Origin of the sequence: Actinomadura bangladeshensis (assembly GCF_004348335.1) — a bacterium.
GTDB lineage: Bacteria > Actinomycetota > Actinomycetes > Streptosporangiales > Streptosporangiaceae > Spirillospora > Spirillospora bangladeshensis.
Genome location: NZ_SMJW01000220.1, coordinates 1 through 13,117 on the forward strand (window position 1 = coordinate 1; position 13,117 = coordinate 13,117).

Sequence of the window (13,117 nt, forward strand, 5' to 3'; positions counted from 1 at the left end):
CACCACCACCGACTGACCACGGACCCCACCCGCCTGGCCGCGTTGACCTGCGGCGTGTTGTTGTTATGAGCGCGCCGAAAACAACAACACGCCGCAGATCAACAACATGGCGCCCCAGCCGACGTCCATGCAGACCCCACTAGGGACGGTCAAGGGCGCCCAGCTTGATCCGCCCCATCAACGCCGTGAACTCCACGCCGCCCAGTTCAAGCCGCACGCCATCCGGATAGTTCTGTTCGTCGGCTGATCAGCTGCGGCGCCCGCGGCGGTCGTCCACGGTCCCGAAGGACGGGTCCGTCCACTCCGCGACCTTCTCCGGGGCCGGACTCCCCTTCGCAGACCGCCACATGCAGAAGAACACCACCACGAACGCCAGGGAGAGGTAGAAGGCGTAGACGGTGCCGTACGCGACCTCGTACTTTCTTTCACCCGGTTCGAACGAGAAGGCGAACGTCGAGACAACGGTGATACAGCCGACCAGCCACGCCACGCACGAGAGTGCGCGCGTCGCCGCCGCACTCGCCGCCACTCCCAGCAGAAGCGTGGCCATCATCAGCAGAGGGAGTAGGCGGCTGGGCCTGCTCACGACCTCCAGGGCGCCGAACTCCCAGAGCACATGAGGTGTGCCGCTCTCGTCGATCCACGGCGCCATCGTCCATCCCGTCAGCGCCATGGTGACGGCCATTCCCCACACCGCGCACCGGATCCGCCGCTCGAACTCGGCGGCCCCCAGGGCGGGCCCCCGGCTCATGACGGCCTCGGCGTGCACTTGTGGATCTCCCCGAACCGCTTCTCCGCGATCCGCATGAAGTCGAACATGTCCTGCACCGCGTCCCGCCCCCGCACCACCGGCGCAAAATCAATACTGATCCACGGCCGCTTCTTCCCACACCCGAACAACGCGATCACGTAGTTGGGCCGAGCGACGGCTCCAGCGGTCGGAATGACGACGGCCAGCCCTTCTCCAAGGTCAGATGGAAGTCTGTAGGTAGTGTCATCCGCCCACTTTTTCTGCTGGAAGCGGACGGTCTCCTCCCCATTGAGATACGACCAGGTAAGGCCGAGCGGGGCCTTCTGATCGGCCGAGAACGCCAAGCAGAGACCGTTGTCGGTCTGCGCGCCGTCCCAGTCCGAGGTCAGCGGCACAGAGAGAGCCGTGGCGGTCCGGAAAGCGCGTTCGGGAACAAGTGCACATAGATAGGGCGCACTATCCGCCACCCGCTCCTTCACCGAACTCGGCGGCGACTGGACGGAGCCTCCCCCGTCGCACGCCACAGCCGATGACATGACCCAGACCAGCAGGCATCCGAAGCGAACTCGTGAGAAGATCACCGCTGGATACTGGGAGCCACGTTATGGCCGTCGGAATCACGATAGTGACCGGCGGCCTTCTCGGCGCCATTGCCCATTGAGTTCATTACATCATCGCCATAACTTTCGAGCGTCATCTCATTGTTCGCCCATCGTAGAAAATCCTCACGCCGGCGCGGGCTCAATTGATCCAGAGGAAGGATCTCGTTCTTCCCGTCAACGAAGGACCTGCCGTGAAGAGAATCCTCAGGATAACGGCCGTGAGCCACCAGAGAGGAGGCGACCATCTGATTGAATAGGTGCTCGATGCCCTCCACGTCGGTCGTCGGCGCGTAGATCGCTGGGTCGGGCTCGTCGGCGAGCTTCTTGGCGAGCACGTCGGTCAGCTTGCCGGAGAGCTTGCCCACGGCCGCGGTGTAGACGTCACCCACGATGGGCGTTTCGGTAATAGGGGCGTATTCGACGGGGACGAGGCCGACGCCGTAATTGACGTACTTGCGCATCCGGTCGAGATCATCGGCAAGGCGGAGGTTCTCAGCGCCGAGGGACTGGTGACGCGCTTCCACGAGGTGGCCGAACATGTGGCCTTCACCGGCGATGGTGTTCTCAAGGTCACCGTGGCGGGCGACCGTGCGATCGATCGCGAGTTTCGCGTGGGCGATCTGGCCCATGAGGAGGGTCTGGTATGCGCTGGCGATCCGGGTGACGTCCAGGAGCAGGTAGTCGAGGTCTTCGCCGGTCATACCGGTAGAGCCGGGCTTGTCGGTCTGAGCGGAGAGTCGCACGATGTCGTGGAGTTTCTCCATGTGGGCCACCAGGACGGCCGCCATGGCGGGGCGGAGGCCCGAGAGTTCGTCGTAGCGCTTGGGGCGGGCGATGGCATCCGCGGGTGCACCGGCCTTGAGCGCGTCGAGCGGGGCCTTGTCGCCGATCTGCAACTGGCCCTTGTCCACCACGAAGTTCTTGCGGGCGTCGGCGGTGAGGATCTTGGCCACGTCGAAGGCGAGGCGGGTGGATTCGGCGTCTTGGCCGGTGGCGGCTGTCTGGATTGTCTTGCCCAGGGCGGTGCCGTGGTCTGTGAGGCCCCAGGTTGGACGGCGGTCGTGGAGGAGGTAGTGGAGGGTCGTGCCCTTGAAGTTGGGTTCGGTGCCTTCCTGGAACGGGCCCATGTAGACGTGGGTCAGGAGGGCTTGGGACGCCTCCTTGCCGGAGAGGGCGGCGGCGGTGAGGAGGGGTGCCAGGAAGTCCGTCTTGCGGTCGCTGGGGACGACCTTGGTCGTGGCCGGGTCCAGGGCGTTGCCCAGGCCGGCCTTGCCGGCGAGGGTGGGGAGCGGCTCCTGGCCGAAGGTCTTCCGGAGGCGGCTGTCGTAGGCGATCATGTCGCTGCCCACGACCTCGATGAAGCGGGTGGAGAAGTGGGTGTCGCCGGCGGCGGTCAGGAGGGTGCCCAGGGACTGGTAGCCCGATGTGCCGTTCGGGGGTGCGCTGAGGGGCGGGAAGTTCTTGCGGCCGGCCGCTGCGAGTTGGCGCAGGTAATCGTCGCCCAGGTAGGCCCTGGTGTCGGGGCGGGTCGCCAGGGCCAGGCTGCGGCCCAGCAGGGCCAGAGTCGCGCGGGCTTCGGCGGCTTGGTCGTCCACGCCATCGCGGTGCTGGCGGACGTCGGCGGCCAGCGGCAGGGTCAGGTCCATCGGGAGCTTCAGGAGGGCCTCGGGGCCCAGGGCTTCCAGGAGGCCCTTCGCGAACATCGGGGTGATGTCCTCCGGGCGGAGGCGGCGTAAGGCGGCCTTGGCCTCGGGGTCACCGGACGCAGCGCGCCGGAACAGGTCGGCACTGCGGCGGCCGGCGGCGTAGCCGACCTGGTCGGTGTAGCGGTCGGGGAGCTTGAGGTAGTCGCCGTCCTGGCGGCAGATGGTGAAGGCGAGCTTCTGCCGGTCCATGTCGTGCGCGAGTTGGTTGCGGCGGCGCAGGTCGGACGCGGCCCGGTCGGCCCAAGCGGCGATGCGTTTGATCTCCATCGCGGGGGCCGTGCTGACCTGGGCGGCGTGCAGAGCCTGCCACAACTCGTCGGCGAGTTCGGCGAGCTTCGGGGCGGCCTGCGTCATCTGCCGGGTCATGTGCTCGAACTCGGCCAGCTTTACGCCGCAGGTGTTCGGGTCGAGCCAGGTATCGCCCATGTCGGCCTCAGCCCGCGAACGGGTTGCGGTTCAGCTCGTCCTGCAGGAGTTGCAGGGCCTTGCGCAGTTCGGCGTGCAGGGCGGCGTCGTTCTGGTCGAGCTTGCGCGCGAAGGTGCGGGAGGCGCCGCCGCCGACCCAGGCATGATCGTCCATGGCCCGGCGGGAGGCGGTGAACAGGTGCCAGTGCTCGTCCGACAGCACCTGGATGCGACCGAGCAGGAATTGCAGTTGCAGCGGTGACGGCTTGCTCACGTGGGTCCCTCTGGCGTGGGCCCGGCCGCGGGGACGCCGGGTGGAAGCTTGATGCGGGTCCCGGCCTCGGGGGGATGGGCCGGGACCCGCGGCTCTGGGGAGGTCAGCGGGTGGCGGCCTCGATGTTCTGCTGGGACTTGCGGATGTCCTGGCTGCCCTGCTCCAGGGCGAGGGCCATCTTGTCGAAGGCGGTCTTGGCCTCGGCCCAGGCGGAGCGGAAGCGGTCGGCGCCCGGGCCCCACCAGGCGGCGCTGCTGCTCACCGTGCGGCCGTTGAGGTCCTTGATGAGGGCGTCCAGGTTGCGGGAGTGCTTGCTGAAGATGCGGGACAGTTCCTCGAGCTCGCCCAGGTTGGCTCCGCGCTTGTCGCCCATCGCTCCGGCCCTTTCGTCGCTGATCGCCGAACGTTTTGCCGTGGTGGCGTAAAGAATGGCGACAGCTTACGCCCCACCGATCACGTCAATCCAGCCGCACCTCGTCGATCGCCCACCGAAACGGCCATAATCCCGCCATCTCAGGATGTCCGGATGTGGCCATCGCGAGCTTGTGACGAGCTTACTTACTGCTCGTCAAGGGCATTTCAGAGCGTTTTCGGAGGTGGCGGCGGTCAGCGGTCGGGGCTGAGCGGGTCGTTGACCGGGTGGGCGTCGGGGTCGAGGACGCGCTCGGCCACCAGGGTGATCTGCTCGCCGCGCGTCCGGAACTCGAAACGCCGCCGGACCGACTGGACGACCTTGCCGCCGCCGTACCGGACCTCGGTGTGCTCGACGGCCTCCAGCGTGATCCGGTTCCCGGACCGGACGGCGCGCGACGGGTCGAGGCGGGTGCGGGCGCGGGTGTAGGCGGGACCGCCCGCGACGGGCGCGCGGTTGCGGGTCTCCAGCTCGCGGACGGCCTGCTCCTGCGAGCGCGCCAGCTTCGGGGAGATCCGCACGCCGAGGACCTCGGTCGGTACGGCGTCCCGGTCGTGCCTCGGCACGAGGGCCTCGGAGCGGCGCTGCAGGAAGGCGCTCGCGACGACGGTGAGCTGGTCGGTGAGGTAGTCCTCGACGACGGGCTCCTCCCGCCGGACGGCGGACGAGGGCGCGGCCAGGCAGACCGCCAGGACCAGCGCAAGGCCGGCCCGGCGCCACGGGCGCACCATCGGCGGCTCCAGCTGATCATGTGGCGGGCAGATCAGAGCCGAGGGTACACCGGGCGGCGCGGTGCGCAGGGCGCGCTTTCGCGCGAAGGCCCGCGCCCTCCGGAAGGGGGCGCGGGCCTTTTCGGGAAATGGCAGGTCAGTTCGCTTCGCTGTCCAGCGCGGCGACGCGGGAACGGGCGGCCGCCATCGCCTCGTGATAGCGCTCCTCCCATTCCGGATCGCCGTCCGGGATGGTCGCGACCGTCTGCCGTCCGAACTCGGCGAGCACGCCCCCGGCGTCGTCGCGGGCGACCTGCCGGACGACGACCGCGGTGACGCCGCCGGACGCCTCGGTGTGCGCCTCCCAGCGCGCACCGCGCTCCAGCGCCGCCCTGCCGCCGGACGAGCGGTCGGCGAAGGCGTACATCAGCAGGACGGCCACCACCGCGGCCACCGCCAGCGCCAGCAGAACGATCAGGAACCGCACGATCGGCCTCCGTCACTTGTCCCGCAGGAGCGAGCCGTTCGGGTTGCCGGGCGCGTAGACGGTGATGCCCTGCGGGAGCGCCTTCAGTTCCTCGATCCTCGCGCAGGTCGGGCACTTGTTGTAGCCGTCCTGCCGGGCCTTGTTCGCCGCGGCCTCCGCCTTGGCCGTGGCGACCTTCGCCTGCGCCTCGCTGACTTGGGCGAACGCGGCCTGGGCGCGGTCCACCGCGTCCTGCACCTTGGACGGCAGCGTGATCCGGACGAGGTTGAAGTGGATGTTGGTGACGAACTTGCCGCCGAGCGTCTGCTCCAGGTCGGCCGCGAGGCTCGTGTTGATCGCGTTCTGCACCTTGGCGATGTTGGCGTTGTTGCTCTGCGCCTGCTGCCCGGCGGCCTGGGCGGCCCGCGGCGCGGACGAGTTCTGGACGAGGGCGCAGGACGAGACCAGTTCGGCGCAGCGGAAGCTGTTGATCTGGCTGCGCAGGTCGTTGTCGATCACCGGCCGGACGATCTGGTCGAGGAACGCCGACCAGCCCCTGTCGCCGTCGTAGACGTTGTACATCTCACCGCCGGCGCTGCGGAACTTGCGGGTGCCGTACTTGTCGTCGAAGTCCCTGAGGGTCGTGTGGTCCTGGTTGAGGGTGAAGTACAGCGTCCCCTCGATGCCCATGTTGACGCCGTCCGCGCTCGGCACGGTGACGACGTCGACGCCGGTCTCGTCGCCCTTCCGCGCGTCCGAGGTGATCGTGTAGAAGCGCTGCTGGGCGGGGTACTTGTGGACCTGCGAGTAGAACCCGATCCAGACGCGTCCCGAGCCGGGGTCGATGACCTGCCGGATCTTGTTGTTGTCGAAGAACCCGCCGTTGCGGACGACGGCGATCTCGCCGCCGCTGGTCCGCTCGAACCCGCCGAACAGGGCGCTGAGCACCGGCCAGCCGACGACGACCAGCAGCACGGCGGCGACGATGGCGGTGCGCCTGCGCGGCCTGCTCAGCCCCGAGACCCGGTTCTTCCCCGCGGCCCGGATCCTGCCGGTGGACGACTCCTTGTTGGCCACGACCACTCCTCTCCCACCCCGCACCACTCGGCTCGCGGGTCTGGAGATGGGACGGCGGGGGGCGCCGCCGGGCTCCCCCGGTCACCAGACCGTTATCGTGCGGAAGCTCCCGCTATCTGGGACCTGAACCCCAATAAGGAGGGGCTTACGAAATCCTGAATCGGCCGTTATCTAGACTGCCTGCGAGGTTGAAGGAGGAGACCCACGTGCGCAAGGTCCTGATCGCCAACCGCGGTGAGATCGCGGTCCGTATAGCCCGTGCCTGCCGCGACGCCGGCCTGGCCAGTGTGGCTGTCTACGCCGAGCCCGATCTGGAGGCGCTGCACGTTCGGGTCGCCGACGAGGCGTTCGCCCTGGGCGGGCAGACGGCCGCCGAGAGCTATCTGAACATCGAGAAGCTGCTGAAGATCGCCGAGGAGGCCGGCGCGGACGCCGTCCACCCCGGGTACGGCTTCCTGGCCGAGAACGCCGACTTCGCGGCCGCCGTGCAGGACGCGGGGCTGACCTGGATCGGCCCGCCGCCCGCCGCGATCACCGCGCTGGGCGACAAGGTGCAGGCCCGGCACATCGCACAGAAGGTCGGCGCGCCGCTGGTGGCCGGCACCAAGGACCCCGTGTCCGGCGCGGACGAGGTCGTCGCGTTCGCCGAGGAGCACGGCCTGCCCATCGCGATCAAGGCGGCGTTCGGCGGCGGCGGACGCGGCCTGAAGGTCGCCCGGAAGCTGGACGAGGTCGCCGAGCTGTACGAGTCCGCCGTCCGCGAGGCCGTGGGCGCGTTCGGGCGCGGCGAGTGCTTCGTCGAGCAGTACCTCGACAAGCCGCGGCACGTCGAGACCCAGTGCCTGGCCGACAAGCACGGCAACGTGGTCGTCGTCTCCACCCGCGACTGCTCGCTGCAGCGCCGGCACCAGAAGCTCGTCGAGGAGGCCCCGGCGCCGTACCTGTCGGAGGCGCAGCTCGAACTGCTGTACAGCTCGTCCAAGGCCATCCTGAAGGAGGCCGGGTACGTCGGCGCGGGGACGTGCGAGTTCCTCGTCGGCCAGGACGGCACGATCTCCTTCCTGGAGGTCAACACCCGCCTCCAGGTCGAGCACCCGGTCAGCGAGGAGGTCGCCGGAATCGACCTCGTCCGGGAGATGTTCCGCATCGCCGACGGCGAGGAGCTCGGCTACGGCGACCCGGAACTGCGCGGCCACTCGATCGAGTTCCGGCTGAACGCCGAGGACGCGGGCCGCGGGTTCCTGCCGGCCGTCGGGACGCTGACCGCGTGGCAGCCGCCGTCCGGGCCGGGCGTCCGGCTGGACGCGGGCTACGAGGCCGGGCACACCGTCCCGCAGGCGTTCGACTCGCTGGTCGCCAAGCTGATCGTGACGGGCGCGACGCGGCGGCAGGCCGTCGAGCGGTCCCGCCGCGCGCTCGCCGAGTTCGTCATCGACGGCATGCCGACCGTGCTGCCGTTCCACCGGGCCGTGCTGGACGACCCGGCGTTCGTGCCGGCCGACGACGAGACGCCGTTCTCCGTCCACACCCGGTGGATCGAGACCGAGTTCGACAACCGGATCCCGCCGTTCGAGCACGTTCCGGCCGACGAGGCCGAGGACGGCGAGCGAGAGCGCGTCACCGTCGAGGTCGGCGGCAGGCGCATCGAGGTCGTCCTGCCCGCCGGGTTCGGCGCCCTGGCGGCCGGAGGTGCGGCCCCGGCCGCCGGGAAGGCGCAGCCCGCCAAGCGGCGCGGCGGCAAGAAGGGCGGCGGCGCGCAGGCGTCCGGCGACTCCCTGGTCAGCCCGATGCAGGGCACCATCGTCAAGATCGTCGTCGAGGACGGCGCGACGGTGGCGGCGGGCGACACGATCGTGGTCCTGGAGGCCATGAAGATGGAGCAGCCGCTCACCGCGCACAAGGCCGGGACGATCACCGGTCTGGCCGCCGAGGTCGGGCAGACCGTCTCCGCCGGCGCCGCGATCTGCGAGATCAAGGACAGCTGACCGCGAAGCGCCCCGCCCGGCCGCCCGGGCGGGGCCGCGTCCGGCATGCACGCCGGCCCCCATTGAGGACGACCGTAAATCCGTCTTGCGGAGGATGAATCAGGCCGTCTATATGGGCAGATAGTAGATATGAGCACCGAGAAGCGGGCCATCCGGGCGGCACGCCGCGGCGCCGCCTCGGCGATCATCGCCGCCGTCGCCGTGCCCGCGTTCGCCATGGCCGCCCCCGCGGACGCCACGGCCCAGACCACCACCGCGCACGCCACCTCGGCGCAGCCCGTCCAGACCCGGACCACTCCCGCCATGGCCGCCCCGCAGGCCGCCGCCCCGCAGGCCGCCGCCCCGCAGGCCGCCGCGGCGGACACGGTCGGGCAGATCGCCAACGGGCTGATCAACTCCCGGCTCTACGTGACCAGCGAGGCCGGGAACGTGCTGGACGCCGCCCAGCAGAACCTCATCAAGCAGTCGCTCGCCGGGGACGGCGACGCCGACATCCGCGCCATGGTGATCAGCAACAGCGCCACGGCGAGCCAGGTCAGGCAACTGCTCCCGGCCGTCGCGGAGCGGGTCGGCAAGGGCGAGACGTTCGTCGCCGTCACCGCCGACGGCAGCCGCATGGCGGCGATCTCCAAGGCCCTCAACCGCGGCGAGATCAACCAGATCATCACCCGCACCAACGGGCAGCCGCTGGAGCAGCGGCTGATCGACTTCGGGAACCGCGCCGAGAAGAAGGTCGACGACAACAACGCCTCCAGCGCCGTCGTCGGGTACGTCGTCCTCGGCGTGTTCGTGGTGCTGGGGGCGCTGGTCATCGGCGCGTTCCTCACCGCGCGCAAGCGGCGCCAGGCCCGCGAGGCCAAGGAGATGGACGACCTCAAGGAGGGCGTGGAGGAGGACGTGACGCGCCTCGGCGAGGACATCGCCCGCCTCGACCTCGACGTCATGGACAAGGGCCTCGACCCCGCGACCCGCGCCGACTACGAGCACGCGCTCAACTCCTACGACCAGGCCAAGCGGGCGACGGAGCACGCCGCCAGGCCGCAGGACATGCAGCAGGTGACGACCGCGCTGGAGGACGGCCGCTACTACATGACCGCCACCCGCGCCCGGCTCGCCGGCGAACCGGTGCCCGAGCGGCGCCCGCCGTGCTTCTTCAACCCGCAGCACGGCCCGTCCGTCGAGGACGTCATGTGGGCGCCGCCCGGCGGCAGCGCCCGGTCGGTCCCGGCGTGCGCGGCCGACGCGGAGGCCGTCCTGCACGGGACGGACCCGGACATCCGGATGGTCCCGTACCAGGGCGCGCGGCGGCCGTACTGGAACGCGGGCCCGGCGTACGCGCCCTACGCGGGCGGCTACTACTACGGCTACGGCGGGTTCGACCTGCTCGGCGGCCTGCTGATCGGCACCACGCTCGGCTCGCTGATGGGCGGCGGCCTCGGCTGGGGCGGCGGCTACGGCGGCATGGACGGGTTCGGCGACGGCGGCGGCGACATCGGCGGCGGCTGGGACTTCGGCGGCGGCGACTGGGGCGGGGGCGGCGACTTCGGCGGCTTCTGACCGTCCCGATCAGCCCGGACGCGCCCCGCACGCGCAGGGCGCGGCGGCGGGCGCGCCGGGCGAGGCGGAGCGGACCGGGACCGTCGCGTCCGTGATGGACACGAGGCTGGCGGCCACTCCCCATGGCCGCACCGCCTCGTTGACGCGCCGGACCAACTCCGGATCGCCCCCGTCCGCCAGCAGGGACGGAAGGTCCGCCAGGTCCCGGTCCGCTATGACGCCGCGCAGGACGAACTCGGTGCCCGCCTGCGCGGCGGAGGACGGCGCATCGGCGGCCTCGGCGTATCTGACGGGGTCGTCGGCTCCCATCAGGGCGTGCGCCTTGACCCGCACGGGCACGCCGTCCCTGGTCGTCGCCCGGAACCAGAGGTCGTGCGGCCGCGCGCCCATCGGGACGCGCACGCCGGTGTCGGCGAGCGGCAGCAGGAACCGCAGTCCGGGCCCGCGGACCCCGCGCGTCCGGCCGAAGCGCCGGACGACGAGCCGCTCGGACGCACCGACGCGGCGCAGTCCCGAGACCGCGACCACGGCGAGCACCAGTCCGAGGACGATCAGGAACGCGATGGACGCGGGCAGCGGACTGCCGTCTCGTGCGGCGATGACGACCATCGGCCCACCTCCACCTGTTCTCACCCTCCACCGTCGGCGAGGGGGCGAGGGGGCACTATCGGGCCTGATGCCCATTTCGGAGGGGACGCATCGTGCAGGCGGGCCGCACGGCATGGACAAGGGGCACCCTCATGCGATGACGTGGACCCATGAGCAGGTCACCCGCCTCGGCACTGTACTGGCGCATCCTCGGCATCAACGGGGTGATCTTCGCGGTCGGCACCGTGCTGCTGGCCGTGGCGCCCGTCACCATATCCTCGCCGATCCTGCTGCGCGAACTGCCCGTGCTGGTGATCGGGCTGGTGGTGATGATGGCGGCGAACGCGCTGCTGCTGCGCGCCAGCCTGTCGCCGCTGGGGCGGCTCACCGCGCTGATGGCGCGGCTGGACTCGCTGCGCTCCGGTGACCGGCTGGCGACGTCCGGGAACGGCGACCTGTTCCATCTGGTCGACCAGTTCAACGCGATGCTGGACCGGCTGGAGGCCGACCGCAGCATCAGCACCGCCGTGGTGCTGGAGGCGCAGGAGGCCGAGCGGCGCCGCATCGCGCAGGAGCTGCACGACGAGATCGGGCAGTCGCTCACCGTGGTGCTGCTGGAGCTGAAGTCGGTGGTGGACCGGGCGCCGGCGAAGGTCGCGGAGGAGCTGCGGGGCGTCCAGGAGGTCGTCCGGTCCAGCCTGGACGAGGTGGGACACGTCGCCCGGAGGCTGCGTCCCGGCGTCCTGGACGATCTGGGCCTGACCAGCGCGCTCACCGAACTCGCCGGGGACTTCTCCGGGACGGGCGGGGGCCCGCGGGTGACGCGCCGCGTCCAGACGGGCCTGGAGGGCCTCGGCCCGGACGCCGAACTCGTCATCTACCGGATCGCGCAGGAGGGCCTCACCAACGTGTGGCGGCATTCGGGCGCCCGCAACGCGGAACTGTCGCTCACGCAGGACGAGGAGGGAGCCGTCGTCCTGCGGGTCGTGGACGACGGCTCCGGCCCGCCCGCCAAGGTCGGCTCCGGCATCCACGGCATGCGGGAGCGGGCGATGCTCATCGGGGCGCAACTGACGATAGGCCCGGCGGACGGCGGCGGCACCGAGGTGAAACTGGAGGTCCCGCCGCCGGGCTCGCGCCCGGCCGCGACCCAGGGGCGGAAACGGGGCTAGGGCTCGACGAGGCCGATCCTGATCGCGTACTTGGTCAGCTCCAGCCGGTCCCGCATGCCGAGCTTGCCGAGGATGTTGGCGCGGTGCCGGTCGACGGTCTTCACGCTGATCGTGAGGGTCTCGGCGATCTGCTTGGAGGAGTACCCCTCCGCGATCAGCTTGATGACCTCCTCCTCGCGCGGGGTGAGGATGCCGTCGGGGCCGTCGCCGGCCCGGTCGCGGCCGAGGTATTCGCGGATCAGCGCCGTCACCGCCCCCGGGTACAGGAACGGCTCGCCGCGCATCGCCGCACGGACGGCGTGCAGCAGGTCGCGGTCGGCGACGGACTTCAGCACGTACCCGGACGCGCCCGCCTTCAGCGCCTCGAACAGGTACTGCTCGTTGTCGTACATCGACAGGATCAGCATCCGGACGGTCGGGAAGCGCCGGGAGATCTCCCGCGCCGCCTGCAGCCCGGTCATCCGCGGCATCGCGATGTCGAGGATCGCCAGGTCGACGCCGCCGGCGCCGAGCGCCTCGATCGCCTCCGCCCCGTCGGACGCCTCCGCGACCACGGTCATGTCGGGCTCGGCGTCCAGGATCAGCCGCAGCCCGCGGCGCACCAGCGCATGATCGTCGGCCAGCAGTATCCGGGTGGCGGACTCGCGCGTGCGCACTCGATCACCTCCGGTCTCCCTCTCATCGTAGGCGCGGGCGGCCGACACATGCTCTCCGCGAAGTGGAATACATGCTCCATACCGCCTATATGGGGGTCTCTACCGATATAGGCGCGGGCCGTCACCGCAAAGACTGGACAGTGTACGCAGAAAGGGGCGGACGCATGGCACAGCGAACGAGCGGCGGGCATCGCCTCCCGCCCAAAGCGCCGCGGAGGCCGTCCTGCGACGGGGTCGCCCCCGGCGTGAGGAGGAGGAATCTATCAACTCGAAGAGTCAGGCTTTCCGGAAGCCGAAAGGACAGCATGCAAGCGCGGGACATCGCCATAAAGGTGCCGACCGTGACGCGGCACGACTCGATCGCGCACGCGATCCAGGTCATGGCCCTCGGCCGGCTGCCGGGGCTGATCGTCGTGGACGAGGAACAGCGCCCCCGGCTCGTGCTGCCCGGCACACAGGTGCTGCGGCTGGCGGTGCCCGTCGCCTACCAGGAGGACGCGGCGCTGTCCCGGGCCGTGGACGAGGCCCATGCGGACGTCTTCTGGCACGAGATCCGCGACATGAAAGTGGGCGACTGCCTCGGCACGCACACTCCCCGCCCGGTCATCGTGAAATCGTCCGCGAACCTGCTGGAACTCGCCACCCTCATGGCCCGCCAGCGCAGCCCCCTGGTCGCCGTGGTGGACGACGCCGGACTCCTCACCGGCGCGGTCATCCTCGACCGGCTGCTGTCGGCCCTGGCGCTGACCAGGCCCG

Annotated in this window: 14 protein-coding genes; 4 read left to right on the plus strand and 10 right to left on the minus strand. The window is 70.4% G+C overall.

Annotated elements, in window-relative coordinates:
• Positions 1-247: 247 nt before the first annotated feature.
• The 8 genes from E1284_RS31130 to E1284_RS31165 all read right to left on the minus strand — a co-directional run bounded on the left by E1284_RS31130 (position 248) and on the right by E1284_RS31165 (position 6,403).
• Complete coding sequence (locus E1284_RS31130; protein WP_131943733.1) at positions 248-769, minus strand: hypothetical protein; 522 nt, start codon at positions 767-769, stop codon at positions 248-250.
• Complete coding sequence (locus E1284_RS31135) at positions 748-1,332, minus strand: hypothetical protein (RefSeq protein ID WP_131943734.1); 585 nt, start codon at positions 1,330-1,332, stop codon at positions 748-750. The genes E1284_RS31130 and E1284_RS31135 overlap by 22 nt, the downstream gene beginning before the upstream one ends.
• Complete coding sequence (locus E1284_RS31140; RefSeq protein ID WP_131943735.1) at positions 1,329-3,485, minus strand: hypothetical protein; 2,157 nt, start codon at positions 3,483-3,485, stop codon at positions 1,329-1,331. Before E1284_RS31140 ends, E1284_RS31135 begins: the two co-directional genes overlap by 4 nt.
• Positions 3,486-3,492: 7 nt before the next feature.
• Positions 3,493-3,738, minus strand: coding sequence for a hypothetical protein (locus E1284_RS31145; RefSeq protein WP_131943736.1), 246 nt, complete (start codon positions 3,736-3,738; stop codon positions 3,493-3,495).
• Between the two features lie 103 nt (positions 3,739-3,841).
• Positions 3,842-4,111, minus strand: a complete 270-nt coding sequence (locus E1284_RS31150; protein ID WP_067629811.1) for a WXG100 family type VII secretion target — start codon at positions 4,109-4,111, stop codon at positions 3,842-3,844.
• Positions 4,112-4,344: 233 nt separating this feature from the next.
• Positions 4,345-4,881, minus strand: coding sequence for a hypothetical protein (locus E1284_RS31155; RefSeq protein WP_131943737.1), 537 nt, complete (start codon positions 4,879-4,881; stop codon positions 4,345-4,347).
• A 136-nt stretch (positions 4,882-5,017) separates the two neighbouring features.
• Complete coding sequence (locus tag E1284_RS31160; RefSeq protein ID WP_131943738.1) at positions 5,018-5,347, minus strand: hypothetical protein; 330 nt, start codon at positions 5,345-5,347, stop codon at positions 5,018-5,020.
• 12 nt (positions 5,348-5,359) lie between these two features.
• Positions 5,360-6,403: an SPFH domain-containing protein gene (locus E1284_RS31165; RefSeq protein ID WP_243714853.1), complete on the minus strand. Its 1,044-nt coding sequence runs from the start codon at positions 6,401-6,403 to the stop codon at positions 5,360-5,362.
• A 206-nt stretch (positions 6,404-6,609) separates the two neighbouring features.
• Between E1284_RS31165 and E1284_RS31170 the strand changes: the two genes are divergently transcribed.
• Together E1284_RS31170 and E1284_RS43765 are read left to right on the plus strand one after the other, a co-directional pair.
• Positions 6,610-8,388, plus strand: coding sequence for an acetyl/propionyl/methylcrotonyl-CoA carboxylase subunit alpha (locus tag E1284_RS31170; protein WP_131943739.1), 1,779 nt, complete (start codon positions 6,610-6,612; stop codon positions 8,386-8,388).
• A gap of 129 nt (positions 8,389-8,517) precedes the next feature.
• On the plus strand, positions 8,518-9,945 hold the full coding sequence (locus tag E1284_RS43765) for a hypothetical protein (RefSeq protein ID WP_279433091.1): 1,428 nt from the start codon (positions 8,518-8,520) through the stop codon (positions 9,943-9,945).
• 9 nt (positions 9,946-9,954) lie between these two features.
• Here the strand turns inward: E1284_RS43765 and E1284_RS31180 are convergent, their stop codons facing one another.
• Positions 9,955-10,554 (minus strand): SPFH domain-containing protein, encoded by a 600-nt coding sequence (locus E1284_RS31180; RefSeq protein WP_165965501.1) that lies wholly within the window; start codon positions 10,552-10,554, stop codon positions 9,955-9,957.
• Positions 10,555-10,703: 149 nt separating this feature from the next.
• Between E1284_RS31180 and E1284_RS31185 the strand changes: the two genes are divergently transcribed.
• Complete coding sequence (locus tag E1284_RS31185; protein ID WP_131943741.1) at positions 10,704-11,705, plus strand: HAMP domain-containing sensor histidine kinase; 1,002 nt, start codon at positions 10,704-10,706, stop codon at positions 11,703-11,705.
• On the opposite strand, the gene E1284_RS31190 is transcribed toward E1284_RS31185, so the two are convergent.
• Positions 11,702-12,361 carry a response regulator gene (locus E1284_RS31190; protein WP_131943742.1) on the minus strand — a complete coding sequence of 220 codons (660 nt, stop codon included), beginning with the start codon at positions 12,359-12,361 and terminating at the stop codon, positions 11,702-11,704. The genes E1284_RS31185 and E1284_RS31190 overlap by 4 nt on opposite strands.
• Before the next feature lie 305 nt (positions 12,362-12,666).
• Here E1284_RS31190 and E1284_RS31195 point away from each other — a divergent pair.
• The coding region (locus tag E1284_RS31195) for a CBS domain-containing protein (RefSeq protein ID WP_131943743.1) at positions 12,667-13,117 on the plus strand (451 nt) is incomplete at its 3' end.